Genomic DNA, 25,913 nt, shown 5'->3' with positions numbered 1-25,913 from the left:
CTCGGATGACCCCTGCGCACCCCCACCTGGTCTGGGACTGGAACGGCACCCTGCTCAACGACCTCAGCCTGGTGGTGGCCGCCACCAACGCCGCCTTCGCCAGCGTGGGCGGGCCGACCGTCACCTCCGACGAGCACCGGACGCGCTTCCGTCGGCCGATCGCCGACTACTACGCCGAGGTGCTCGGGCAGGCCGTGGACGACGAGGCGTTCGGTCGGCTGGACCGGATCTTCCACGACGCGTACCGCGACGGGCTGACCACCTGCGAGCTGGCGGCCGACGCGCGGACCGCGATGGCCGCCTGGGGCGGCAGTCAGAGCCTGCTCTCCATGTGGTTCCACGAGGAGCTGGTGCCCACGGTGCACACGTACGGGCTGACCGGCCACTTCACCCGCGTCGACGGACTGCGGGCGACGGTCGGCGGCGACCGCAAGGCCGAGTCGCTGCGGCAGCACCTGGCCGAGCTGGGCGTGGACGGCAGCGCGGTCGTACTCATCGGTGACTCCATCGACGACGCGGACGCGGCCCTCACGGTCGGCGGCCGCGCGGTGCTCTACACCGGCGGGTTCACCGACCCGGCCCGGCTGCGCGACTCCGGTCACCCGGTGGCCGACACCCTCACCGACGCGGTGGCCCTGGCCGCCCGGGTGGTCAGTTCCGCAGGTAGGTGAGGACGGCCAGCACCCGCCGATGCTGCTCGGTGTCCGGCGGGAGGGTGAGCTTGGTGAAGATGTTGCGGACGTGCTTCTCCACCGCGCCGTCGCTGACCACCAGGGCGCGGGCGATGGCCGTGTTCGACCGACCCTCGGCCATCAACGCGAGCACCTCCCGCTCACGCGGGGTCAACTCGCGCAGCGGGTCGTCGCGGCGGCGTCGGGCGAAGAGCTGGCCGACCACCTCCGGGTCGAGCACCGTGCCGCCGGCCGCCACCCGGCGCAGCGCGTCCAGGAACTCGTCGATCGCCGCCACCCGGTCCTTGAGCAGGTAGCCGATCCCGCCGCCGGCGCCGCCGGTGGTGGCGAGCAGATCATCGGCGTACGACACCTCGACGTACTGGGAGAGCACCAGGATCGGCGTACGCGGCACCAGTTGGCGTGCCCGCACCGCCGCCCGCAACCCCTCGTCGGTGTGGGTCGGTGGCATCCGGACGTCGACGATCGACACGTCGGGCCGGTGCTCGACCACCGCCTCGACGAGCGCGTCGCCGTCCCCGACGGCGGCCACCACCTGGTGCCCGCTCTCGGTCAGCAGCCGTACCAGCCCCTCCCGGAGCAGGACGGCGTCGTCAGCGATCACGATGCGCATGGCTGTGGTGTCTACCACGTCGGGACCGCCATCGTGGTGGTTCACAGCGGCAGGTCGGCGCGGATCTCGGTGGGGCCGCCGTTCGGGCTGACCACGGTCAGCTCACCGCCGGCCGCCCGCACCCGGTCGGCGATACCGGCCAGCCCGTGCCCCTTGGCCAGGTGCGCGCCACCCTGCCCGTCGTCGCCCACCCGAACCTGGAGGTGGGTGCCCTGGCGGGCCACGGCGACCGTGGCCTCGGTGGCCCGACTGTGCTTGGCGATGTTGGTCAGCGCCTCGGCCACCACGAAGTACGCGGTGTTCTCCACCGCCGGGTCGAGTCGGCCGTCCCGCGTGCCCAACTGCTTGTCGACCTGGAGCTCGATGGGGATGAGCCCGCGACCGGCGAGCGCGGCGAGCGCGCTGGGCAGACCCCGGTCGACCAGGATCGGTGGGGCGATGCCGCGCGACAGCGCCCGCAACTCGGCAAGTGTTTCCCGGGTCTGGGTCACCGCCTCGTCGATGGTCCGGCCGGCCTCCTCCGGGTCGGAGGCGAGCTGCATCCGGGCCCGGCTCAGGTCCATCGCGAGTCGGACCAGGCGCTGCTGCGGGCCGTCGTGGATGTCACGTTCCAGCCGGCGCAGCGCGGACGCCTCGGCGGACACCGCCGCCCGCTTCTGCTCCTCCAGCACGGTGATCCGGTCCCGCATCTCGGCCACACCGGTCAGCAGGGCCCGGGCGAAGCTGGCCTGGAGCAGCGCGCAGCCCCGCACCACGATCGGCAGGGTGATCAGGAAGAACACGCCGACCGCGGTGTTCAGCCCGATCCGGGCGGTGGTCGAGTCACCCAGGCCGAGGAGTTGCGGCAGGTCCTGGTCGCCGTCGGACGGGCGGGGCAGGGCCCAGTCGTACGCCCAGTAGAGGGAGTTGGCGACGGCGACGACCCACCAGCCGACGGTGACCACGAAGGTGGCCAGGGCCACGATCAACCGCAGGATTCCGTGCGCCAGGTCGAGCCAGGACTGCGCGTCGCGCATCGGCAGGAAGATCCGCCGCCAGGCGTTCGCGCCCGCCTCCGGCAGCCGGTAGCGCGGTCGGATCCGGGGCTGCCGGAGTACGGCGGGCAGCCGCAGCCGCTCGACGTCGGCCAGGCCGCGTGCGGCGTACAGCGTGCCGCTGAGGATCGGCAGGCCGATCACGGTGACCATCAGGCCGAGGCCTGCCGAGAGGCCGACGATGAGGACGACGAAGCTGGCCACTGCCAGTGGCAGGCCGAGAAGCACGTACCCGGAGTCGACGAAGAGTTGGCGGGGGATGCTCCGTGCCAGCGGCTGCCGGTCGCTGGTGGCGGCAAGGGCGGTCATGGCTCAAAGGCTAGGCAGCCGCCGCCCCGCCCCCCATCCCGAAGCCTGGTCTCTCCCCGGTAGTGCTGCCCCCACCCCCCGTCCTTCCTCTCCCACCGTCACGCCCATTCCCGCGCCGATCTTGCAGTTGCTGTTGATGATTTGCGTAGCAGTGGGCGTTATGGAACGACAGAAAGTGCAAGATCGCGAGGTCGGGGGCGGGGGTGGGGGGCGGGGGTGGGGCTGGGGGTGGGTGGCGCGGGATTGGTCAGAGAAGTCGGGATTGAGCAATAATCGCGCAGGCGGTGAACGCTTAATCGATCTTGCGGAATGGAGGGGCGGGTGGGGTCGCGTGCTGGAGCGGCAAGATCGCGATTTGTGCACGTCTTCACAAGCGCCTACTCTGTAGTTCCGACGCGCCCTGCTAGCACAGCCGGCAACCACGGTCGCCAGCGGGAGTCCATAAGCGGCCGACCAGCAGAGTTGGCCGAGGATCGCACCGCACGGAGTCTCATGAGTCAGCACCGTCAGCCAGGTGTGCCCGGCCGCGCCGGTGCCGTACCGGCGCTTCCGGACCTTCCCGAGGCGACCGTCGCTCGGCTCCCGGAATACCTGCGCGCGCTGCACAACCTCGCCGACGCCGGCCACGAAACGATCTCCAGTGAGGGTCTCTCGGCGTCCGCCGGAGTCAACTCCGCGAAGCTCCGCAAGGACCTCTCGCACCTCGGTTCGTACGGCACCCGGGGCGTCGGCTACGACGTCGCGTTGCTGATCGAGCAGATCGAGTACGTGCTCGGGCTCACACAGCGTCGCGCTGTCGCCCTGGTCGGCGTGGGTAATCTCGGTCACGCTCTGGCCGGCTACGACGGGTTCGCCAGCCGGGGCTTCCGGATCGCCGCACTGTTCGACGCCGATCCCTCCCGGGTCGGCGAGGAGATCAACGGGCTGGTGGTCCGCCATGTCGACGACCTGCCCGCGGTCGCTGCCCAGGAGTCCATCGCGATCGGCGTGATCGCCACCCCCGCCCCCGCCGCCCAGCGGGTCGCCGATCAGCTGGTCGCGGTCGGCGTGACGAGCATCCTCAACTTCGCGCCCTGCGTACTCTCTGTTCCGGAGGGGGTCGACGTACGCAAGGTCGACCTCGCCATCGAGCTGCAGATTCTGTCCTTCCACGAGCACCGTAAGGCGTCGCTGACCGCGCTGCCCGCCACCGGCGGGTCCGCTCTCACCGCCCTGCCCGGCGGTCTCGCGGCCACCGACACCCAGGAGGCGATCGGCACGTGAAACTGCTCGTCGTCGGCGCGTCCTACCGGACCGCCCCGGTCGCCACGCTGGAGCAGCTGGCCGTGCCCCCCGCCGACCTCACCCGCACCCTGGACCGCCTGGTCGCTCAGCCGTACGTGAGCGAGGCGGTGCTCGTCTCCACCTGCAACCGGGTGGAGGTGTACGCCGCCGTGTCCGGTTTCCACGGTGGGCTCGGCGACATCTGCGCCGTCCTGGGCGAGCAGGCCGGCAGCACCCCGGCGGCGCTCGCCAACCACCTGTACGTGCACTACGACACCGCCGCCGTGGACCACGTCTTCCGCGTCGCCACGGGGCTGGACTCCATGGTCGTGGGCGAGGCGCAGATCCTCGGCCAGTTGCGCGACGCGTACCACTGGGCCACCGGCACCGACTCGGCCGGTCGGCTGCTGCACGAGCTGATGCAGCAGGCGCTGCGCGTCGGCAAGCGGGCCCACGCCGAGACCGGCATCGACCGGGCCGGCCAGAGCGTCGTCACCGCCGCGCTGGAGTTGGCGGCCGGGTACCTCGACGGTGACCTCGCCGGCCACCCGGCACTGGTGATCGGGGCCGGTGCGATGGGCTCGCTCGGGGTGGCCACGCTGTCCCGGCTGGGCGCCGGGCCGCTCACGGTCACCAACCGGGGCATCGACCGGGCCGTCCGGCTCGCCGAGTCGTACGGCGCGAGCGCCGCGCCGATGACCGAGCTGGCCGCCACGCTCTCCACAGTGGACATCGTAGTGGCCGCCACCGCGTCCACCGAACCGGTCCTCACCCGGACGGTCGTCGAGGCCGCGCTCGCCGAGCGCGACCCGTCCCGGGGCCCGCTGGTCCTGCTCGACCTGGCCGTTCCGCGCGACGTCGAGGAGGGCGTCGCCGACCTGGCCGGCGTCGAGGTGATCGACATCGACCGGATGGCCGCACTGCTCGCCGACGGTCCGGCCGCGGCGGACGCCGCCGCCGTCGAAGGAATCGTGACCGGCGAGGTGGAGAGCTTCCTCACCTGGCTGCGCGGCGCCGACGTGGCGCCCACCGTGGCGGCGCTGCGGGGGCGCGCCGACGACGTCGTCGCCACCGAGCTGCGTCGCCTGGCCCAGCGCCGTCCCGACCTCGGCGACGACCTGCGTGCCGAGGTGGCCCGTACGGTGCACCGCGTGGTTCAGCGGCTGCTGCACCAGCCCACCGTCAAGGTCCGCCAGCTCGCCGCCGAGCCCGGTGGCGACCAGTACGCCGCCCTGCTGCGTGAGCTGTTCGACCTTCAGGTGCCGCAGACCTCGCCGGTCGACACCGTCCCCGACGTGCTGAGCCCCGAGATCGGCATGCCGTCCGCGGACGGCGACCCGGCGTCCGGTCCGGACGCCACCGATCCCGTCCCGCCCACCGGAGGTGCGCGATGACCGCCCCCCTGCGCCTCGGCACTCGGGGCAGCACCCTGGCCCTGGCCCAGTCCGGCCACGTCGCCGAGGCGGTGACCGCCGCCACCGGGCGCCCGGTCGAGCTGGTCGAGGTGGTCACCGCCGGCGACCGTTCCAGCGCGCCGGTGCACCGGCTCGGCGTCGGAGTGTTCGTCTCCGCGCTGCGCGACGCGCTGACCGCCGGGACGATCGACTTCGCCGTGCACTCGTACAAGGACCTGCCCACAGCCGCCGCCGGCGGGCTGCACATCGCGGCGGTGCCACCCCGGCAGGATCCGCGCGACGCGCTGATCGCCCGCGGTGGCCAGACGCTCGCCGAACTGCCGCCCGGTGCCACCGTGGGCACCGGCGCGCTGCGCCGTATCGCCCAGTTGCACGCGCTCGGCCTGCAACTGGAGGTCACCCCGATCCGCGGCAACATCGACACCCGCCTGGCGCGGGTGCTCGGCCCCGATGCCGACCTCGACGCGGTCGTCCTGGCCCGGGCCGGGTTGGCCCGGATCGGCCGGGCCGACGTGATCACCGAGACGCTGGACCCGATGCTGATGCTGCCCGCGCCCGCCCAGGGCGCGCTGGCCGTGGAGTGCCGGGTCGACGACCAGGACCTGGTCGAGCTGCTCGGAACGCTCGACCACGCACCGTCGCACGCCGCGGTCATCGCGGAGCGCGCGCTGCTGGCCACCCTGGAGGCCGGGTGCAGCGCACCCGTCGCCGCCTACGCCGAACTCGCCGAGGGCGAGAACGGTGACGAGATCTACCTGCGCGGGGCGGTGATCAGTCCGGACGGCACTCGTGACCTCCGGCTGTCCCGCACCGGAACGCCCGCCGACGCTGCGGAGATCGGTAAGGCACTCGCCGCCGAACTCCTCGAACTCGGCGCCGACTCGATCCTCGGCCACGAAGGACACACCGGCCCGGGGACCCAGCAATTTGGGAGCACAGAATGACCCGCACCCGTAAGCCCGTCGGCCGTATCGCGTTCGTCGGGGCGGGCCCCGGCGACCCAGGTCTGCTGACCCGCCGGGCGCACGACGCCCTGGTCGACGCCGACCAGGTGATCTACGACCGGGGAGTCCCGGAGTCGCTGCTCGCCGCCGTGCGCGCCGAGGCCAGGGACGACGCCGAGTTCACCCCGGCCGAAGGCGCCCCGGGGGACGTGGCGAAGGTGCTGATCTCCGCGGCCCGGTCCGGGCTGAACGCGGTGCACCTGGTCGCCGGCGACCCGTTCGGCCACGACTCGGTGGTCAAGGAGGTGCAGGCCGTCGCCCGTACCGCCGCCCACTTCGAGGTGGTGCCCGGTGTCGGTCAGGCCGAGGGTGTGGCCACCTACGCGGGCGTCCCGCTGCCGGGTGTGCGTACCGCCGCCGACGTCGAGGACGTCAGCGCGCTGGACTTCGAGGCGCTGGCCGCCGCCGTCGGCCGGGGTTCGCTCGCGCTCGCGGTGGACGCCGGTGACCTCGCCGCCGTCCGGGACGGGCTGCTGGCCGCCGGGGTCGACGGCACCACCGGTGTCGCGGTCACCGGCGACGGCACCGGCGAGACCCAGTACACGACCACGTCGACCGTGGACAGCTTCGTGGCCGCCGCGCTCGGCTTCACCGGCCGGGTGGTGCTCACCGTCGGTGTCGGGGTGGGGCAGCGTGACAAGCTGAGCTGGTGGGAGAACCGCCCGCTGTACGGCTGGAAGGTGCTGGTTCCCCGCACCAAGGAGCAGGCCGGCGTGATGAGCGCACGGCTGCGCGCGTACGGGGCGATCCCGTGCGAGGTGCCGACCATCGCGGTCGAGCCGCCGCGTACCCCGGCGCAGATGGAGCGGGCGGTCAAGGGCCTGGTCGACGGCCGGTACGCCTGGGTGATCTTCACTTCGGTGAACGCGGTCCGTGCGGTCTGGGAGAAGTTCGCCGAGCACGGCCTGGACGCCCGGCACTTCGGCGGCGTCAAGATCGCCTGTATCGGCGAGGCGACCGCTGACGCGGTGCGCGCGTTCGGTATCCAGCCGGAGCTGATCCCCGCCGGGGAGCAGTCCTCCGAAGGGCTGCTGGCCGAGTTCTCGCCGCACGACGAGATTCTTGACCCGGTCGGCCGGGTGCTGCTACCGCGCGCCGACATCGCCACCGAGACGCTCGCCGCCGGGCTCACCGAGCGCGGCTGGGAGGTCGACGACGTGACCGCGTACCGGACGGTACGGGCCGCGCCGCCGCCGGCCGAGATCCGGGACGCGATCAAGTCGGGCGGGTTCGACGCGGTGCTCTTCACGTCTTCTTCGACCGTGCGGAACCTCGTCGGCATCGCCGGGAAGCCGCACGCGCGCACGGTTGTTGCCGTGATCGGGCCCAAGACGGCGGAGACCGCGACGGAGTTCGGCCTTCGGGTCGACGTCCAGCCACCGCACGCCTCGGTGCCCGACCTGGTGGAGGCGCTCGCCGCCTACGCCGTCGAGTTGCGCGAGAAGCTGGCCGCCATGCCGGCCAAGCAGCGCCGCGGCTCGAAGGTGCAGGGGCCGACCGCCCTGCGCTTCCGGTAGTCGTCGTTTCAGGAGGACCCTTCCATGTCGTACCCCGAGATCCGGCCCCGCCGTCTGCGCCGCACACCCGCGATCCGCCGCCTGGTGTCGGAGACCCGGGTCGACCCGGCCGAGTTGGTCGTGCCGATGTTCGTCAAGGAAGGGTTGACCGAGCCACGGGCGATCGCGTCGCTCCCGGGGGTGCTTCAGCACTCCCGGGACTCGCTGCGCAAGGCGGCGGCCGAGGCCGTGCAGGCCGGCGTCGGCGGGATCATGCTCTTCGGGGTCCCCGAGCAGCGGGACCCCACCGGGTCCGGCGGCATCGACCCGAACGGCATCCTGAACGTCGCCATCCGCGACGTGGTGGCCGAGGTCGGTGACGCCACCGTCGTGATGAGTGACCTGTGCCTGGACGAGTTCACCTCGCACGGCCACTGCGGGGTGCTCGCCCCCGACGGCGACGTCGACAACGACGCCACCCTGGCCGCCTACGCCGAGATGGCGGTGGCCCAGGCCGCCGCCGGGGTCGACGTGGTCGGGCCGTCCGGGATGATGGACGGCCAGGTCGGGGTGGTACGCCGGGCGCTCGACGCCGCCGGGTACCAGGACGTGGCGGTGCTGGCGTACGCCGTGAAGTACGCCTCGGCGTTCTTCGGCCCGTTCCGCGACGCCGTGGAGTCGGCGCTGGAGGGTGACCGGCGCAGCTACCAGCAGGACCCGGCGAACGTGCGCGAGTCCCTGCGCGAGGTGGCACTCGACGTCGCCGAGGGCGCCGACATGGTGATGGTCAAGCCGGCGCTGCCCTACCTCGACGTGGTGTCGGCGGTCCGGGCCGCGGTGGACGTCCCGGTCGCCGCCTACCAGGTCTCCGGCGAGTACGCGATGGTCGAGGCCGCCGCCGCGAACGGCTGGATCGATCGGGAACGGGTGATGATGGAGACGCTCACCTCGATCAAGCGGGCCGGCGCGCAGATCATCCTCACCTACTGGGCGGTCGAGGCCGCCGGTCTGCTCCGCCAGCGTTACTGAGCGGCTCCCCGGCTTCGCCCGGGCCAACCGGCTCGTCGGCACCCGCGACGGTGGTCGGAAGTCGCCGGCTGGTCAGCCAGGCGAGCGCCAACAGCACGGCCGAGACCGCCAGCGCGAGCCGGGTGGCCTGCGCCAGCTCCGGCGCGAGGTCGAGGCGTCCGGCCGGGTCGAGCCGGCCGGCCGCCGTGATGCCCCCGCCGCCCAGGCTCGGGGCCACCCGGTCCGTGAGGAAGGACAGGACGGCGGCGATCAGCGCCGTGCCAGCCGCGACCGAGGTGTGTGACACCGTGGTGAGCAGGGTGGAGCCGGACGGCACGTCGTCGGGCGGAAGCGAACGGCTGGCCGCCGTCATCGTCGGCATCAGCGTGGCACCCATGCCCAGGCCGATGACCGCGCCCAGCGCGGCCAGCAATGGGTACGACGTGTCGGCGTCGAGCACCAGCACCCGGACCACCGTGCCGGCCACGGCGGTGCAGATGCCCAACCCGACCACCCGCCGCGCCGAGACGCGATCGACGAGCCGGGTCGCGACCTGGAGCGTCAGCCCGGTGGTCAGCGCCTGCGGGATGCCGATCACCCCGGCCAGGGTGGCCGAGTCACCGCGTACCACCTGCACGTAGGCCGGGAGGATCAGGAACGAGCCGAAGTATCCGGCGGCGAAGAGGGCCACCGTCGCGGCGCCGGGGGTCATCCCCGGCGCGCGCAGCACGGCCAGGCGCAGCAGTGGCTGCCGGACCCGGCCGGCCCGCACGGCGAAAATGACCACCAGCAGGACGCCGAGCGCGAGTGGCAGCAGTACGGATGCCGTGCCGGTCCCGCCCCGCTCACCGGTGACGCTGAGCCCGTACACCGCAAGCGCCAGCCCGGGGCAGAGCAGCAGCAGGCCGACGGCGTCCAGGCGAACCGATGGTCGTCGCGTATCGGCGACCGGCAGCACCGACCGGCCGAGCACCATCGCCACCAGCCCCACCGGCAGGTTGATCCAGAAGATCCACCGCCAGGACGCGTGATCGAGCAGCAGCCCGCCCAGCACCGGCCCGATGAGCGGCCCGACCAGTACCGGAAGACCGAGCAGGCTCATCATCCGTCCGCGCCGTCCCGGCGGAACGGCGGCGAGCGCGACGGCCATCCCGACCGGGTTGAGCAGTCCGCCACCCAGCCCCTGGAGCACCCGGAACGCGATCAGCGACCCGACGCTCCAGGCGGCCCCGGCCAACACCGAGCCGGCGGTGAACAGCAGCAGCGCGGTCAGGTAGGTGCGGCGGGCACCGAAGCGACCGATCGCCCAGGCCGCAGTGGGCATCACCGCGACCAGGGCGAGCGCGTAGCCGCTGGTGACCCAGCCGATCGTGGTGAGGTTGGTGTCGAGGTCGTCGACCAGCCTCGGCAGGGCCACCACGGTGACCGTGGTGTCGATCACCGCGAGCAGGCCACCCAGGGTCAGGTACCAGCCGAGCCGTCGCGCAGACGTGTCCATGTCGTCTGCTCAGGGCCGGACCCGGCGGGCGGTGCGCAGCGCCTCGGCCCACCAGGCCAGCTCGCTGAGCGTGGCGTCGGCCGCCTGCCGCAGCGGCTCGTCGTCGACCAGCCGCCCGTCGACGTCGAGCCGTTCCCAGGGCGCCCGGAGCACCACCCCGGAGCGGGTCGTGGCGGCCTGCACCTCGGCGAAGACAAGCCGGAGCTGCTCCACCGCGCGGATGCCACCGGAGCTGGCGCCGTACGACACGAAGGCCACCGGCTTGCGGGCCCACTCTCGGTAGTGCCAGTCGATGGCGTTCTTCAGCGCGGCCGGGAAGCTGTGGTTGTACTCGGGCGTCACCACGACGAACGCGTCGGCGGCGGCCAAGCGGGCACTGATCGGGCTGGTCGAGTTGCCGCCGGGAGCGGTGTCGGCGAACGGCAGCGCCACCTCGGCGAGGTCGACGAGGTCCAGGTCCAGGTCCGCGCGGCGGCTCCCGTGCGCGACGAACCAGTCGGCGATCGAGCGGCCCACCCGAGGTTGCCGGACGCTCCCGACGAGCACGGCGACGGTCGGTGCGGTGTCCTCTTGCGTAGTCATGCCTTGGACGCTAGGACTTGAAGTAATGATGAAGTCAATGGCGGCGGGGGAATGGCGATGGGCGCGTTGACGGTCGGCGAGGTGGCCCGGGAGAGCGGGGTCAGCGGCTCCGCCGTGCGGTTCTACGAGCGGCAGGGCCTCATCACGGCTGCCCGCACCGGCGGCAACCAGCGGCGCTTCGACGGGGACGCGGCCTGTCGGATCAGGGTGGCGCGGGTGGCCCAGCGCGTCGGCCTGACCGTCAACGAGATCCGCGACCTGCTCGCGGTCCTGCCCCCCGACCCCCAGCCGGCCGACTGGCAGGGCCTGCACGATCGGCTGACCGCCGAGGCCGAGCGGCGCATCCGCGACCTGCACGCGGCGCTTGACGACATCGGCTCCGGCCGCCGCCTCTGCGAGCTGTGACCCCGACCGGTCCGTAGTCCGTTGATCTGCGCCCGCGTGCCCTGACGATCAGGGCAGGTGCCCCGGCTGGCCCAACCACGGCCATCCGGGGGAGGGCGGCGAGCAGCTCGCCGGCGCGGGCCCAAGAAGCCCCAAGCCCCAAGCCCCAAAGCCCCAAAGGCCCAAGGCCCAAGGCCCAAGGCCCAAGGCCCAAGGCCAAAGGCCCAAGGCCCAAGGGGCTCCTTGACGTCCTTTGCTCTGCTTCAGCGGAGGCAACACTGAGGGCCCCACACTGTCTCCTCCGTTGAAGCAGAGCAAAGGACGTGTGGGGGATGCGGTGGGCCCTGAGCCGGGCGGATTTCCACAGGGTTATCCACAGGGGTTGAGTGGTGAGTTTCGGCCGAGAATGGTTGTCGGATGGCTTCCGCACTCGTCCCTCCTACGCCACCCGGCCCGACCGTCGGGCGCTTTCCCATCACCGGCCTGGTCCGTCGGGCCCGCCGGATCAAAGGGCTGGGCCAACGTCAGATGGCCCGGTTCGCCAAGGTCGCACCGTCGACCGTGGGCAAGGTCGAGGCCGGCAGTCTGACGCCGAGCCTGGCGGTGCTGGAGCGCCTACTCGGCGCGGCCGGGCTCTATCTGGTGGTGGTGGACCAGGAGGGCCGGGTGATCCAACCGATGGCCGACCGCGACGACGTTCACGACGGCGCCGGCCGCCGCTACCCCGCCCACCTCGACACGATCCTCGATCCTCAGCCGGGGGAGTGGTGGGGAGACATCTACGGGCTGGCGCGACCGCCGGAGACCTACCACCGAAGCTCGGCCGATCGCGAGGCGCGACGCCGACGCAGCCAGTGGGAGGTGCGGGTCGCGCAGCATCGGCACCTGCCACCGCCGCCGATCATCGACGAATACCACTGACACGTGAACGGCCCACCCTCCGGAAGCCGGATGGTGGGCCGTCAGCGCCGTTGTTCAGTCGTCGTTGGCGATGGTGCCCGTGCCGAGCGGATCGGCCAGCCGCAGGCCGGGCACGCCGGCCACCAGCAGGGTCAGCTTCTCGTCCGACTCGCGTCGCCGGTCACCCCGCACGCTCACCGGGAAGGTCACCGAGGTGTCTCCGGCGGCCAACACCTTGCAGCCGGCGTACGCGTCGAAGTCCGAGCCCGTCTGCGCCGTGAGACCGACGGTCGCGGCACACAGCAGCACGGGCTGCGACAACGGCCGCGAGACGGTGGCGGTGAATACCATCTGCCGGGTGCCCTGGTCGCCCTCGACCACCGAGGTGTCGGCGACGGTCAGCGCCGCCCGCGAGCGGAACCTCGCCACCTGCGGATCGTGGTCGCTGGAACCCCGTGAGCCGTCACCGGTGAACTCCGCCGGCCAGTCGGCGTTGACGTGTGCCGCCCGCACCTGCACCAGGTCGCCGTAGAACGCGTCGTTGACGAACAGGTGGTCGAGCGTCTGCGCCTGACCCTCGAAGCTGTACGAGTACGCCGAGGCCGGCACGTCCGCCACCAGGTTGTCCCACAGGTTGTGCAGGCCCGCCTCGTACAGCGGAGCGAGCTGGTCCGACGGAGTGGGCTGGGCGGCGGTGGCGATGGGATCGTCCGGGCGGGGGAAGACGTTCAGGTCACCGCCGTACACGACCCGGGCGTCCTGGTCAGCCGCCTCGATCGCGGTGACGATCGCCGCTCCGTACGCCGCCTGCTCCCGCCGCTGCCCGATCCGGCTGTCCGGGCCGGAGGAGTAGTGGTTGCTGAGCGCCCACAGGGTGAACCGCTCGGTCGAGCCGGGCGCCGCGGCCACGTTGAACCTGCCCAGCTGGGGTGCCCGGGTGAAGACGTTGTTCCCGTCCTTGCCCGTCGACGTGTCCACGTCGGACGGCAGCACCGCGTTGAGCGCCTTGGGGTTCTGCACGTCGGCGTTGCCCGGCAGGCCGGCGGCCCGGTACTGGACGGTCGGCGTCGCTCCCAGCAGCGGGTCGCTTGCCGTCGCGGCCGCCAACGACAGCCGGTCGGTGCGGTACAGGAACGCGGCGGTGATCCCGCGAGCGTCCGCCCCGGTGCGGTCGTAGGCAGCGGCGTACGCCGGCCCGCCGGCCGCCGCCACCGCGAGCGCCAACTCCTGGATGCTGTCCGGGGCGCCGTCGGCGTTGTTGGTGTCGCCGCAGGCCAGCGCCGTCCCGGAGATCGTGCAGATGTCCTGGTCCTCGGCCTCCTGCACCAAAATCAGATCCGGTGCGTGCAGATCCTTGACGATCTGGTCGGCGAGCGACGTCAGATGCTGACGGTAGTCCGCTTCGCTGCTCGGCACGTAGTCGAACGGCGGGCTGACACCGGTGCAACCGGCGTTGCCGGCGAAGTCGCAGCCGTCGAACGGGTCGTCGCGGTAGTCGTACAGGTTCTCCACGTTGTAGGTCGCGACCGCGACCTCCTGGGAGCGGTCGGCGGGCTTCGGCGGGTTGTCCTTCGACGGGTCGGCCCCGGCGTCGAACTCGGCCCGCTCGACCTGCACGCCGTACTTCTCGAACGAGTAGTAGACGCCGCCCATCGCGTCGGCGCGCAGCGTGTCGAAGGTGTGCGCCGGCGGGAGCAGCGCGGTGCTGTCACCGGCGGTCGCCTTCACGCCCATGCTGCCGAGCAGCACCCGCTGCCCGTTGCCGTCGTCGAAGCGCCGGGTCGGGTCATTGTCCAGCGGGTGCGAGTCCCGGAAGACCCGCCGGGCGTACGGGTCGGCGCGGTCCAGCAGCGGATCGTCCCGGTCGACGACCCACAGCTCGGCGTCGGCCGTGGACGAGAAGACGTCGCGGCCGCTCACCGCGCCGCTGCCGGCGCGCACCCGCAGCCGGGCGCCCTCGTGCCGCTCCCACCAGCGCTGCGCCTCGGTCAACTCGACCGGAGGCGTCGCGTCGGTCACCGCGACCGCCGTGTCCACGTCCAGGCCGGTGGCGATCCGACGGACCAGCGACGCACCGGAGAGCTGGGTGAAGTTGTAGTACTCCGACACCCGCGCCCGCAGCACCACCTCGTCGCCGACCGTCGGCACGTAGCCGCCGACCAGCGAGGTGAACGTGCCCATGAAGACGAAGATGCCGTCGGAGCTGGTGGGGTCGCCGTCGGTGTCGCCGCTGCGGCTCTGCAGGAAGAACCCGTTCTGCTCCGCCCCGGCCGACGTACGGGCCAGCGTCCGCTGGGTGATCACGCCACGGACGTCGTACATCGTGCTGCTCGTGCCGTTGCCGCTCGCCGGTGCGAGCGGTGACCGGTCGGCGGCGGACTCGGCGTCGGTGGTCGGACCCTGCACCTCCCCGACGGTCAGCTCCCGGGTCACCTGCACGGCCAGCGCGCAGCTCGCGGTGCCACCGCCCGCATCGGTCGCGGTCACGGTGACGGTGTACGCCCCGGCCGTGAGGTCGGCGCTCGCGCCCACCGTGGCCCGGGCCGTGCCGCCCACCGCGTCCGCGGGGGTGAACGCGGTACGGGTGATCGAGCCGCTGGCCGGCGTCGGGCTGACCCCGGTCACCGCCAGGCCGACGATCTCATCGTCCGGGTCGGTGGCGGTGACCTCCCGGCTCGCCGCCGTTCCCGACGCGGTGACCAGTGGGCCGCCGCACGTCACCGTCGCCGGGACGTCGACCGGCCCGCCGCCGTCCACGCTGTGCGAGCCGAGCCCGTCGAAGGTGTCGACCGGGAAACCGGCCCACTGGGCGGCGGGGTCGAACGCGTCCGACGGGTCGGTGTCGCCTGCGGTCACCGAGGGCAGGCGGCGCAGCGTGTTGTCCGCCGTGCTGGTCGTGCCCGTGCCCCACTCGGTGCCCGGGTCGACGCCCACCTGCCCGATCGAGTCCAGCACGGTCGTGCCCCGGCGCAGCACGATCGCGTCGTCGCCATTGAACAGGCTCGCCCCGGTGGTCTGGTCCGCCTGAGCGAGGATGGCCGCCCCGGCCGAGGCGCTGGCGAACACGAAGGCGTCCCCGGCGGCGACCGTCCCGGTCAGCGCGATCGTGGTCGCCGTCGTGGAGCCGTTGAAGTAGAGCTGGAGCTGGTAGCCGCCAGCGGTGAGGTCGACGGGAGCACCGGTGCCGTTGAACAGCTCGATCGCCTTGTTGTTCGACGAGCCTTCGACGTACTCGGAGATGAACAGGTCGGGGGGCGCAGCGCTGGCCGCGCTGGGGGTGACGCCGAGGGCCGTGACGGTCACTGCGGCGGTGGCGATCGCGAGCGCGGCTGTTGTGCGGCGCGGGCGCATAGGGCCTCCACGATGGGTGGACGGGGTCAACGCACGTTAAGGTGCCCCACTGTCCACCGTCCATCCCCTAGTGGACACTTTCGTGAATTCCTCAGCGTGGCTGATCGAGTCGGTGCACCAGCTCGGCGACGTCGACGCTGTATTCGCACCAGTCCCGGTCGGGCCGGTAACCCAGCTCTGCGTTGACCTTGAGCATCGCCTCGTTGGCCTGCGCGTTCCAGGTCTGCACCTCGGCCAGCTCCGGCTCGGCGGAGCGCAGCTCCAGCAGCATCCGCGCCTTGATCGCCCGGTCGATGCCGTAACCCCGGTGGTCCTGCCCCACGATCGTGTCGTACTGGTCGGCGCGGGTCGGGTGCTGCGCGGGCACCACGACCTCGGTCAGACCGGCCACCTCACCGCTCTGCTCGTGCCGGGCCAGCACGATGTACGGCTTCATGCCGCGCCGGTGCAGGGTGTCCAGGCTGTCCCGCAGGCGCTCCGGGTCGTAGGAGCTGGGACGTAGCTCGCCGTCCTCGACGTCACGCACCTCGGCCTTGGCCCGCGCGTACGACTCGATCAGCTCGTCCGGTGGACCGCCCGGGTAGAACTCCAGGTGGTAACCAGCGCCGATCCCGGTGGCCATCTCGGTCAACTCGGCCCAGTTGACCGAGGTGAGGTCGAGCACGCTGCGCGTCTCCACGTACTCACGGGTGAAGCCGAGCGACTCGTAGAAGGCCACGGCCGGCGTGTCGCCGACCACCTCGACGCCGATCGACTGGAAGCCCTCCTGGTAGACCCGCCGGGCCGCGCGCAGAACCAGGTCACGACCGAGGCCGCCGCGTCGTACGGAGGGGTGGACCAGCACCTCGAGCACACCGATGTCACCGAGCAGCAGCACGTGGACCTGGCCGAGGACGGCACCGACCTCGCCGGGAGCGCTCGGTTCGGCCTGGGCGAGCCAGGAGATCCGCCGCTCACCCGGCATCACCTCGCCGAGATACTCCCGTAGGGAGGTCTCCCGCCACGGCGGGTCCTGCGGCAGATCGGCCGCGAGTACCGCGTTCAACGTGGTCAACAGCGACGCGATCTCGGCGGACGAAGCGGTCCTGGGGTCCCACTCGCGCACCATCACCCGTCTAGCTTGCCGCTAACGGCTGCCCGGGGGAAGTGTCCGGTCCTCCAATGTGCGTGGACGATCACATCGTGCGGCTGGCCCGTCCGTACCGGTCAGCGGTGTCGTAGACGGCCTGGGCGTACCGCCGTACGTCGTTGTACGACAGGATCGCGTTCCACCAGTCTCCCGGGATGCTGAGGTTGCGGCCACCCTTGCAGAGGTAGTTGCCGGCCGCCAGCGCCGCGTCGTCCAGGTCGTGCGGGTCCTTGATCCCGTCCCCGTCGGCGTCGGCCCCGATCTCCTGCCAGGTCGTCGGGATGAACTGCATCGGCCCGATCGCCCGGTCGTAGATCTTGTCATCGTCGAGCGCGCCGCGGTCGGTGTCGATGATCCGCATCCGGCCGCCCGTGCCGTCCAGCGGCAGTCCGATGATCTTTGGTAGCGCCTTGCCGTCGGCGCCCAACTGCGCGCGGTTGGCCGAGCCGTGCCCGGACTCGACCTGACCGATCGCGGCCAACGTCGTCCAGCTCAACGCGCAGCTACGGTTGGACTGGGCGAGCATCTGCTCCGCGTACCCGTACGCCCGCATGGCGGTCGGCGGGATGCCGACCTTGGGTCCGACCTGCTGCGCCCAAGCGGCCAGGGCGTCCGACGGGCGACCGCCGATCGTCGGGGCGACGGCCGGCCCGGTCGGCACGACGCCGGTGGGGAACGCCCCGGTCGGCACCGCGCCCGTCGGCACCGCCCCGGTGGGCAGCGGGCCGGTCGGTCGTGGGTCGAGTGGCAGCGCCGGCGGCACGGCCACGGTCGGTGCGGCCGAGGCGTCGACGGCCACCGGCTTGGACCCGCCGATGGTCGCCGGGACGAGCAGCGCCCCCGCTGCGGCGGTCGCCGCGACCAGGGCCAGCAGGAACACGCCGGGAACGGTCAGTCGACCGCTGGGCCGGCGCGACCACTCCCGGGTCGCCCGGGCAGCGGTCACCGCGGCCTGGCGCGGCGGTGGCAGACGGACGGCGTGCGCGAACGGCACGCGCCGCCGCCGACCGGGCGTGACCGCCGGTACCACGGCGACGCCGTCCACCTTGGTCGCCGTCAGGTCGGTGGCACCCGCCGCGACTGTCCCGTCGCCGGTCGTCGCGATACCGGCCTTGGCGTCGCCCGCCTTCGCCTGCGCCGGATCGACGGCCGTGGCACCGCTCTTCACCGTGTCGGCGTCGGTGGTGCCGGCCGTCGCCGGCTCGGCGGTCTTGGTGCTGGCGGTCGCCGGGTCGGCCTCCGCCGGGTCGGCGGGCGTGGTGTCGGCCTTCGCCGGGTCGTCGCCGTCGGCGTTGTCGCGCGCCGGGTTGTCGGTGCCTCCCTCGGCCCGGTCCGCGGCGGCGGTGTCCGTACCGGCGGTGTCCGCGTCGGCGGCATCGGCGGTGGGGGCCGCCTTCGCGGCAATGTCGTCGGCGGCGGCGTCCTCGCCCCGGTCGGCGGCGGGGGCGTCGACTGTCGAGGCAGGAGCAGCGTCGGCCGAGGCCGGAGGTGTGCTCTTCGCGTCGGTCGTGCCGCTGCTCAGCCAGGGGCGGCGTGGGCGAGGCACGGCCGGCGGGGCTGGATCCGGCGCGGCGCCCGACTCCGCCAGAGGCCCGTCCAGCGGCGCGGCCGGTCGAAGCGGTTGCACACGCGTCTTGTCCTCGCCGTCCACCACCCGTCGAGTATCACTCATGTCCCGGCGGGCGTCAGGTCCACGTACCCTTGGTCGCATGCCCCGGTACGAGTTCCGATGCCGCGCCTGCGGCGACACCTTCGAGGTCAACCGTCCGATGGCGGAGGCCGGAGCGCCGGCCACCTGCCCGCAGGGCCATGCCGACACGGTCAAGTTGCTCTCGGCGGTGTCGGTCACCGGTCGCGGCACCGGCGCCGCGTCGGCGGGCGGTGGTGGCGGCTGCTGCGGTGGCGCCTGCGGCTGCTGACCCGGCGGTTTCGGCGGCAGACTCGTGAACTGCCCTTGCCGGGACCGGGTTCGAGTGGCACCTTGAGGCGGCACGTGCCCGGCCGTTCTCACGATGCGTGACCGCTCGGACTCAGGCAGCATGAACCCGACGTCACGGGCGGAGGTTCCACGCATGTCGCCACGGATCCAGCTCCCGAGCGGTTGGGTGACCTTCGTGTTCACCGACATCGAGGGCTCGACCCGGCTGGCCCAGTTGCTCGGCGCGGACTACCGCCCGGTGCTCGCCGAGCATCGACGGTTGCTGCGGCGCACTCTGGCCGCCACCGGTGGTGCCGAACTGTTGACCGAGGGCGACTCCTTCTTCCTGGCCTTCGACGACGCGGCGGCGGCGTTGACGGCCTGCCTGACCGCCCAGCGGGCCCTGGCGAACCACGACTGGCCGACCGAGGAGGCCGCGCCCCGGGTACGGATGGGCCTGCACACCGGCTACGCCGAGCCCCGCGACGGGGAGTACGCCAGCCCCGAGGTGCACCGGGCCGCCCGGGTGGCCGCGGCGGCGCACGGCGGCCAGGTGCTCTGCTCGGCGTCCACGGCCCGCCGGGCCGACCCGCTGCCACCGGGCGCCACCCTGCTGGACCTGGGCCTGCACCGGCTGCGCGGCTTCGACGACCGGGAGCGGCTGTTCCAACTGATCGCGCCCGGGCTGGAACGGCAGTTCCCCCGCCCGCGTACCGCCGAGGCCGTGGCGCACAACCTGCCGACCCAGGTGACCTCGTTCGTCGGGCGGCAGGTCGAGCGCGCCGAGCTGAGCGCGCTGGTGGAGCGGCACCGGTTGGTCACGGTGCTGGGCGCGGGCGGCGCGGGGAAGACCCGACTCGCCGTGGAGCTGGCCGGTGGCGTGGTCGAGGCGTACCCCGACGGGGTCTGGTTCGTCGACATCGCCGCGGTGACCGACCCGGGGTTGGTGGCGTTCGCGATCGCCGCGGTGCTCGGGCTGCGGCCCGAGCCGGGCCGCCCGATGCTGGACACGCTCGTCGAGTACGCGGCGGGCCGCCGGATGCTTGTCGTGCTCGACACCTGCGACACGCAACCGGCCGCCTGCGGCGAGGTCATCTCGCGGCTGCTCTCCGGCGGGGGCGGCGTGCGGGTGTTGGCGACCAGCCGCGAGTCGTTCAGCCTGCCCGGCGAGGTGGTGTGGCGGATCCCGCCGCTCTCGGTCGACCCACGTGCCGACGGCGCGGAGAGCGATGCGGTCGCGCTGTTGCTGGACCGTACCGCTGCGGCCCGTGGCGGCCGGCAGCCGGAGCCGGCCGAGTCGGCCGATCTTCGCCGGGTGGTGCAGCGGTTGGACGGGCTGCCGCTCGCCATCGAGCTGGCGGCCGCCCGGCTGCGGGTGCTCTCCGTCGGTCAGCTCGCCGAGCGGCTGGACGACGTCCTCGGCACCCTGGACGCCGGCCGGGAGGACCCGGAGCCACCGCCGGTGGAGCGGGGCTGGTCCGGCAACCAGCAGGACACCGTGGACCTGGTGGCCGCGGCGATCGGTACGCCGCCGCCCACCCCGGCGAGCCGGGCCGTGCAGCGGTCAGCCACCGAACGGCACCTGACCATGCAGGCCACCGTGACCTGGTCGTACCGGACGTTGGGACCGCGAGCCGCGCGGCTGTTGCGCTGGATGGCCGTCTTCGCCGGGCCGGTGGACCTGCCGACGGTGGAGTGGCTGCTCGGCGACGACCCGCTGGATCCGCTGTCGGTGCTGGTGGACAAGTCGATGGTGTTGGCCGAGCCGCGGGCCGCCGGCAGTTCGTACCGGATGCTCGACCCGATCCGGGCGTACGCGGCGCGGCGGCTGGCCGAGGCGGGTGAGGAGCAGGCCGCCCGCGACCGGCACGTGGCCTGGTCGGCGCACGCTCTGGATCGGGCCCACCTCGGCCCGGACGGGCGACCCGTGACGCTGTCCCTCTACACCCTCGATCCGCTGGCCGACGAGCTGCGGGCCGCGCTGCGCTGGTGTGCCACCGGTGGCAGCGCCCGCGCCGGTCTGCGCCTGACGGGCGGCCTGGACCAGTGGTGGCGCGAGCGCGGGCTGGCGCGGGAGGGTCGACTCTGGCTGTTCCGGCTGTACGGACGGATCGCCGAGACGGGCGAGCGGATCCCGGACGCGGAGCTGGCGGCGGCGTACCACATGCACTCGCTGCACGCCGGCGCCGACGGGGAGTTCGCCGAGGAGTTGCGTTACTCGCAGCGGGCGGAGGCCGCCGCCCGGCAGGCCGGCGATGCCGGTCTGCTCGCCCGGGTGCTCGCCGGCCGGGCCGCGCCGCTCGTGGACATGGGCCAGTTCTTCGAGGCCGAGCGGGTCTGCCGCGAGGTCATCGACTGGGCGCACGGGCAGGACGTGGTGGGCGAGGCGCTGTTCGCGGTGTTCAGCCTGGCCGAGCTGCTCTGGCGGCGAGGCGCCCTGGCGGAGGCGGCGGACCTGCTGGGTGCGGCGCGTCCGGTCGAGGCCGCCCGTCCGGTCGAGCGCGGCCGTCGTTCGGTGGACATGCTGCTCGGGATGGTCGCGCTGGCCCGGGGCGACGTGATCGCCGCGCACGAGCACCTGCTGGTGGCGTTGCGCTCGCGGATGGGGCACGGCTACCACGGCCGGGCCTGCGACACGCTGCACGCGATCGCGGTTCGGTGCGCGCTCGGCGGGGACCCGACGACCGCCGCGCGGCTGTTCGGCGCGGCGCAGGCCACCCGGGCGAGCATGCGGGCGACACCGGGCATCTACGGCGGCTACTGGGCCGACCAGCAGGCGGAGCTGCGGGCGATGATGGGCGACGTCGCGTTCGACGACGCGTACTCGGAGGGCGCCGAGTTGAGCCTCGACGAGGCGGTAGCGCTCGCCCTCGACGTGGAACATCCGGACCTGGCGGCGGACTCGACCCGCTTCAGCAACGAGCTCTCCCACCCCGCCCCACCCCAACACCCCGCCACAAAAACCGAACACGCCTAACCCACCCCCACCCCACCCCCTTGACCCCACCCCCCCTTAACCCCCCTTGAACCATGTTGATCAAGAGGTTTGCGTCAGAAATCGTGCCTTCGCTGACGCAAACTTCTTGATCACCGGGGTTCAAGGGGGGTGGGGTGGGGTGGGTGGGGTGGGGTTAGGTGCGGGTGCGGGCGTTGGATTCGGCTTGGGCCTTCATCTGGGCGGCTCGGTCGATGTCGGACTGTTGGACTGCGGCTACCGAGCCGAAGATGTGGACCGCCTGGTAGTAGGTCCAGGCCAGGCTGTAGCAGGCCGGGCGGACGACCGCGTTGTACGTGGCGCAGACCCGCTTGAGATCCGCGTAGAAGGCGCTGTCGAGGCGGGCCTTGTTGGCGGAGAACTGGCCCACCGCCTTGTAGTTGCGGTAGCCGAAGTCGTGCCGGTAGCAGCCCAGGTTGAAGGTGAAGCCGAGCGGGTTGTCCGGGCTGGACGAGCAGTAGTCGGTGGACCAGACGAAGTTGTACTCGGCCCAGGGGGCCCGGTTGAGGCGGGCGCTGTTCCAGGAGTTGTAGCTGGACGCGCTGGTCTGGGTCCAGGTCGACAGCACGGACAGCTTCTCGGCGGGGGTGACGGCGGCGGCGGGCGAGGCGATGGCGAGGGTGGCGAGCAGCGCGAGCGCGCCCGAGGCGAACAGGGTGGCGAGACGTCGGGGCACGGTTTACCTCCGCGGGGTGTGCGGTGGGACGGAAGTTACCGGCTGGTCACCGGATGTCGACAAGTTTCGATCAACTGATCAGCCGGCCGGTATGCGCCTCGCCAACTATCTGTGACATGCGTTGAAACAGACGAATGCCCCGGACGCGGGTGCGCCCAGGGCATTCCTCGGACCTGGTCAGTGCAGCAGGAACGCCGGCGGGCTGACGTGGCTCTCGTTAGCCGTCCGGTCGAGCGCGGTCACCAGGTAGGTGTAGCGCCGGCCCGGCTCGGCCGACGGGTCCACCCAGGACTGGACGCCGCCGGGGATGGCCCGGACGGTGTCGACCAGTCCGGTGGCGTCGGCGGTGGCGCACTGCCCGGGCAGCGTGGTCCCGTCGAACCGGTAGATCGCGTACGAGGTGGCCGTGCCCAGGGGGCCCCTGCCGTCGGCCGGCTGACGCCAGGTCAGCCGTACCCCGTCGGTGTTCCGCGCGACCCGGGTGACCACCGGCGGGAGCAGCGGCTTCGCCGGCAGGTGCGGCATGGCCGGTACGAGGGCCGGGCGCGAGTAGTGCTCGGCCGCGTAAATGTCGGTGGCGTCGAGCCGGTTGGCCCGTACCTGGACGGCGGAGAAGTGCACGTTGCCCTGCACCTCCGGGTACGACCGGTTCAGCGTCAGGTGGTCGGACAGCTCACGCGGGTTCTGCCAGTACGGCCCGTACGCGGGGTCGCCGCTCTTGTAGTCGGCCTGGCCGATGTAGAGCTGCACCCGGGTTCCGCGCACGGTCTCGGCCCACCACGGCACGAGTCGCGCGTAGTCGGCCGCCGGGTACTGGCCGATGTACCAGTAGAGCTGCGGCACGACGTAGTCGATCCACTCCTGCTTGATCCACTTTCGGGTGTCGGCCGAGATGATGTCGTACGACTGGCTGCCGGTGGTGTCCGAGCCGAGCGGGTCGGCGCTGGCGTTGCGCCAGATGCCGAACGGGCTGACCCCGAACTTCACCCACGGCTTCACCGCCTTGATCTTGCCGTTCATCTCCTGGATCAGCAGGTTGATGTTGTCCCGCCGCCAGTCGGCACGATCGGTGAATCCCCGGTTGTGCGCCGCGAAGGTGGCGTCGTCGGGCACCTGGTAGGTGCCGCTGGGGTAGGGGTAGAAGTAGTCGTCGAAGTGGACGCCGTCGATGTCGTACCGCTGGACCGCGTCCATCATCGCGGTCTGGACGAACTCGCGGACCTCGGGGATCCCGGGGTTGTAGTAGAGCCGGCTGCCGGCCACGCCGGCCGGCGGATAGGCGAAGGTCCAGTCGGGGTGCGCCCGGGCCGGGTGCCCGGGCGCGAGCTGGCCGAGGTCGGCGCCGGCGCCGCCGGGCGCCGGCATGGAGACTCGGTACGGGTTGAACCAGGCGTGGAATTCGAGGTTGCGCTTGTGCGACTCCTCGACGAGGAAGGCCAGCGGGTCCCACCCGGGGTCCTGGCCGCGCACCCCGGTCAGGTACTCCGACCACGGCTCGTACGGCGAGGGCCAGAGCGCGTCGGCGGTGGGTCGGACCTGTACGACCACCGCGTTGTGGTTCAGTCGTTCGGCGAGGTCCAGCAGGCCGCGGTACTCGGCCTGCTGGGCGGCGATCCGGTCCGGACTGGTCTGGGAGGCCTTGCTGGGCCAGTCGATGTTGACCACCGACGAGATCCACATGGCCCGGAACTGACGCTTGGGGGTGGCCGGGTTGGCGACACAGGCGGCGGCGGTGGGGGCGGTGGCGTTCGCAGGCGTCGCGGCGGCGAGTGAGCCGAGCAGGATCGCGGTCAGGCCGGCGGCGGTGAGGCGAAGTGCTTTCATGCGGTATGTCCCTTCATTGGGGCTCCCGGTGCAGTCTGCATACGGCAAGATTCGCCGCTGCCTATCTGTGTACAGAAGGAAATTTTCACAATCGCGTCGCCGCCGCAAGTGTTCGTGGTTGACCATTCGCCCCGCTGGGTAGCAACGCCGGTCACCGGCCGCCACGGTGGTGGTCGCACGGTGTGAAGGGGTGAGCGCATGTCCGTGCTGCGAACCAAACCGATCAAGGACGTCATAGCCCAGGGCGAGGCGGACGGCAGCGACGGCAGAGTCGGACTCAAGAGGCGACTCGGCGCGCTCGACCTCACCGGCTTCGGCATCGGCATCGTGATCGGCACCGGCATCTTCACGCTCACCGGCATCGAGGCCCGCGACAGCGCCGGCCCCGGCGTGGTGATCTCCTTCGGGATCGCCGGCGTGGTGGCCCTGCTCGCCGCCCTCTGCTACGCCGAGCTGGCGTCCAGCGTGCCGACCGCCGGCAGCGCCTACACCTACGCGTACGCCACGATGGGCGAGATCGTCGCCTGGATCATCGGCTGGGACCTGCTCCTGGAGTTCGCGCTCGGCGCGGCGGTGGTGGCCCGCGGCTGGTCCGGCTACCTGGCCGAACTGCTCGACCTGCCGACCCGGTGGTTCGGCGAGGAGGGCAGCGTCGTCAACGTGGGCGCGATCGCCATCGTGCTGATCCTCGGCATCGTGGCGATCGTCGGCATCCGGGAGTCCGCCCGGATCACCAACCTGCTGGTGCTGGTCAAGGTGGCGATCTGCGTCTTCGTGGTGGTCGCCGGCCTGTTCTTCGTCAAGGCCGCCAACCTCACCCCGTTCATCCCGCCGGCCGAGCCCGCCGGCAGCGGCGACGACGGTATCAAGCAGCCGGTGACGCAGGCGTTGTTCGGGTTGGAGCCGTCGGTCTTCGGCTTCGTCGGGGTGCTCAGCGCCGCCGCGGTGGTCTTCTTCGCGTACACCGGCTTCGAGGCCGTCGCGAACCTCGGTGAGGAGACCCGCAAGCCCAAGCGGGACCTCACCCTGGGCCTGCTCGGTACGCTGCTGATCTCCACCGTGCTCTACATCGGCGTCTCGCTGGTGGTCGTCGGCATGGTGCCGTACACCGAGATCGACCGGGGCGCCCCGATCGCGTCGGCGTTCGAGTCGGTGGGCGCCGGCTGGGCGGCGACGCTCGTCTCCATCGCGGCGGTCGCCGGCCTGACCAGCGTCATCCTGGTCGACCTGGTGGCGATGGGCCGGATCGGCTTCGCCATCGCCCGGGACGGGCTCATCCCGCCCTCGATCGCGGCCGTGCACCCGCGCTGGGGCACCCCGTACCGGATCTCGGCGATCATGACGGTGGCGGTCGCGCTGCTGGCCGGCTTCCTGCCGCTCTCCGCCCTGGCTGACCTGGTCAGCATCGGCGCGCTCTGCGCGTTCGTGCTGGTCTCGCTCGCCGTGCCGATCCTGCGCCGCAAGCGTCCGGACCTGGACCGGCCGTTCCGGGTGCCGTTCTCGCCGGTGCTGCCGATCGTCTCGGCGGTCGCCTGCCTCTACCTGATGCTCAACCTGTCCGTGGAGACCTGGCTGCGGTTCCTGGCCTGGATGCTGCTCGGCGCGGTGATCTACTTCGGCTACGGCTACCGCCGCAACCGCCTCGCCCGCCACGAACCGGCCGTCGCGCCGGAGCAGCGCGAGCCGAGCGCCTGACCCCTTCGGCGCACCACAAGGGCCCCCGCCAACTTGGGTTCTAGGGATCGTTGCAACGCCTGACCTGATCAGGGGTTGCAGTGTTCGAGATCCGTGGGGATCGCCGGCCGCAGGGGCCGAAGAAGCT

Annotated in this window: 19 protein-coding genes and 1 pseudogene; 11 read left to right on the top strand and 9 right to left on the bottom strand. The window is 72.3% G+C overall.

The genetic code is table 11. The features are described 5' to 3' along the window. Window positions 1-5 precede the first annotated feature (5 nt). Entirely contained in the window at window positions 6-671 is a 666-nt protein-coding gene (locus tag ABZ272_RS16630) for an HAD hydrolase-like protein (protein WP_355050809.1), read from the top strand. Here the strand turns inward: ABZ272_RS16630 and ABZ272_RS16625 are convergent. Together ABZ272_RS16625 and ABZ272_RS16620 are read right to left on the bottom strand one after the other, a co-directional pair. Then, on the bottom strand, window positions 652-1,305 hold the full coding sequence (locus ABZ272_RS16625) for a response regulator transcription factor (RefSeq protein ID WP_355050808.1): 654 nt from the start codon (window positions 1,303-1,305) through the stop codon (window positions 652-654). The two genes, ABZ272_RS16630 and ABZ272_RS16625, sit on opposite strands and share 20 nt — an antisense overlap. A 41-nt stretch (window positions 1,306-1,346) precedes the next feature. Then, window positions 1,347-2,648, bottom strand: coding sequence for a sensor histidine kinase (locus tag ABZ272_RS16620; protein ID WP_355050807.1), 1,302 nt, complete (start codon window positions 2,646-2,648; stop codon window positions 1,347-1,349). Window positions 2,649-3,140: 492 nt separating this feature from the next. Here ABZ272_RS16620 and ABZ272_RS16615 point away from each other — a divergent pair, with 492 nt between their 5' ends. The 5 genes from ABZ272_RS16615 to hemB are packed head-to-tail and all read left to right on the top strand — an operon-like array spanning window position 3,141 to window position 8,855. Next, the gene (locus tag ABZ272_RS16615; protein ID WP_355050806.1) at window positions 3,141-3,911 is read left to right on the top strand and encodes a redox-sensing transcriptional repressor Rex; all 771 of its coding nucleotides are present in this window, start codon (window positions 3,141-3,143) and stop codon (window positions 3,909-3,911) included. Continuing rightward, window positions 3,908-5,305, top strand: coding sequence for a glutamyl-tRNA reductase (locus ABZ272_RS16610; protein ID WP_355050805.1), 1,398 nt, complete (start codon window positions 3,908-3,910; stop codon window positions 5,303-5,305). The genes ABZ272_RS16615 and ABZ272_RS16610 overlap by 4 nt, the downstream gene beginning before the upstream one ends. Beyond that, a complete protein-coding gene (hemC, locus tag ABZ272_RS16605) occupies window positions 5,302-6,270 on the top strand; it encodes a hydroxymethylbilane synthase (protein WP_355050804.1) in 969 nt (322 codons plus the stop codon). The genes ABZ272_RS16610 and hemC overlap by 4 nt, the downstream gene beginning before the upstream one ends. Continuing rightward, entirely contained in the window at window positions 6,267-7,847 is a 1,581-nt protein-coding gene (locus ABZ272_RS16600) for a uroporphyrinogen-III synthase (RefSeq protein WP_355050803.1), read from the top strand. The genes hemC and ABZ272_RS16600 overlap by 4 nt, the downstream gene beginning before the upstream one ends. Before the next feature lie 24 nt (window positions 7,848-7,871). Beyond that, window positions 7,872-8,855 (top strand): porphobilinogen synthase, encoded by a 984-nt coding sequence (hemB, locus tag ABZ272_RS16595; RefSeq protein WP_355050802.1) that lies wholly within the window; start codon window positions 7,872-7,874, stop codon window positions 8,853-8,855. Here the strand turns inward: hemB and ABZ272_RS16590 are convergent. Then, entirely contained in the window at window positions 8,806-10,332 is a 1,527-nt protein-coding gene (locus ABZ272_RS16590; protein ID WP_355050801.1) for a DHA2 family efflux MFS transporter permease subunit, read from the bottom strand. The two genes, hemB and ABZ272_RS16590, sit on opposite strands and share 50 nt — an antisense overlap. A gap of 9 nt (window positions 10,333-10,341) precedes the next feature. Next, on the bottom strand, window positions 10,342-10,914 hold the full coding sequence (locus ABZ272_RS16585; protein ID WP_355050800.1) for an NAD(P)H-dependent oxidoreductase: 573 nt from the start codon (window positions 10,912-10,914) through the stop codon (window positions 10,342-10,344). Window positions 10,915-10,971: 57 nt separating this feature from the next. On the opposite strand from ABZ272_RS16585, the gene ABZ272_RS16580 reads away from it, so the two are divergent. Then, window positions 10,972-11,319 carry a MerR family transcriptional regulator gene (locus ABZ272_RS16580; protein ID WP_355050799.1) on the top strand — a complete coding sequence of 116 codons (348 nt, stop codon included), beginning with the start codon at window positions 10,972-10,974 and terminating at the stop codon, window positions 11,317-11,319. A gap of 396 nt (window positions 11,320-11,715) precedes the next feature. Beyond that, complete coding sequence (locus ABZ272_RS16575) at window positions 11,716-12,219, top strand: helix-turn-helix transcriptional regulator (RefSeq protein WP_355050798.1); 504 nt, start codon at window positions 11,716-11,718, stop codon at window positions 12,217-12,219. A 54-nt stretch (window positions 12,220-12,273) separates the two neighbouring features. Here ABZ272_RS16575 and ABZ272_RS16570 read toward each other — a convergent pair whose 3' ends face one another. The 3 genes from ABZ272_RS16570 to ABZ272_RS16560 form a co-directional block, all read right to left on the bottom strand. Next, on the bottom strand, window positions 12,274-15,549 hold the full coding sequence (locus ABZ272_RS16570) for a lamin tail domain-containing protein (RefSeq protein WP_355050797.1): 3,276 nt from the start codon (window positions 15,547-15,549) through the stop codon (window positions 12,274-12,276). Window positions 15,550-15,640: 91 nt separating this feature from the next. Continuing rightward, complete coding sequence (locus tag ABZ272_RS16565; protein ID WP_355051018.1) at window positions 15,641-16,657, bottom strand: GNAT family N-acetyltransferase; 1,017 nt, start codon at window positions 16,655-16,657, stop codon at window positions 15,641-15,643. Between the two features lie 67 nt (window positions 16,658-16,724). Continuing rightward, window positions 16,725-18,224 (bottom strand): lytic murein transglycosylase, encoded by a 1,500-nt coding sequence (locus ABZ272_RS16560; RefSeq protein ID WP_355050796.1) that lies wholly within the window; start codon window positions 18,222-18,224, stop codon window positions 16,725-16,727. 163 nt (window positions 18,225-18,387) lie between these two features. Between ABZ272_RS16560 and ABZ272_RS16555 the strand changes: the two genes are divergently transcribed. Together ABZ272_RS16555 and ABZ272_RS16550 are read left to right on the top strand one after the other, a co-directional pair. Next, entirely contained in the window at window positions 18,388-18,597 is a 210-nt protein-coding gene (locus tag ABZ272_RS16555; RefSeq protein ID WP_355050795.1) for a zinc ribbon domain-containing protein, read from the top strand. Window positions 18,598-18,659: 62 nt separating this feature from the next. Then, window positions 18,660-21,573: pseudogene (locus tag ABZ272_RS16550) on the top strand (adenylate/guanylate cyclase domain-containing protein). Between the two features lie 154 nt (window positions 21,574-21,727). Here ABZ272_RS16550 and ABZ272_RS16545 read toward each other — a convergent pair. Together ABZ272_RS16545 and ABZ272_RS16540 are read right to left on the bottom strand one after the other, a co-directional pair. Next, on the bottom strand, window positions 21,728-22,267 hold the full coding sequence (locus tag ABZ272_RS16545; protein ID WP_355050794.1) for a phospholipase: 540 nt from the start codon (window positions 22,265-22,267) through the stop codon (window positions 21,728-21,730). 177 nt (window positions 22,268-22,444) lie between these two features. Then, a complete protein-coding gene (locus ABZ272_RS16540) occupies window positions 22,445-24,091 on the bottom strand; it encodes a family 10 glycosylhydrolase (protein WP_355050793.1) in 1,647 nt (548 codons plus the stop codon). A gap of 198 nt (window positions 24,092-24,289) precedes the next feature. Here ABZ272_RS16540 and ABZ272_RS16535 point away from each other — a divergent pair, with 198 nt between their 5' ends. Continuing rightward, a complete protein-coding gene (locus tag ABZ272_RS16535) occupies window positions 24,290-25,786 on the top strand; it encodes an amino acid permease (protein ID WP_355050792.1) in 1,497 nt (498 codons plus the stop codon). The last annotated feature ends 127 nt before the right edge of the window (window positions 25,787-25,913 follow it).

This window comes from Micromonospora sp. NPDC005979 (assembly GCF_040614415.1).
Lineage (GTDB): Bacteria > Actinomycetota > Actinomycetes > Mycobacteriales > Micromonosporaceae > Micromonospora.
This window is presented reverse-complemented; position numbering and strand designations above follow the sequence as displayed.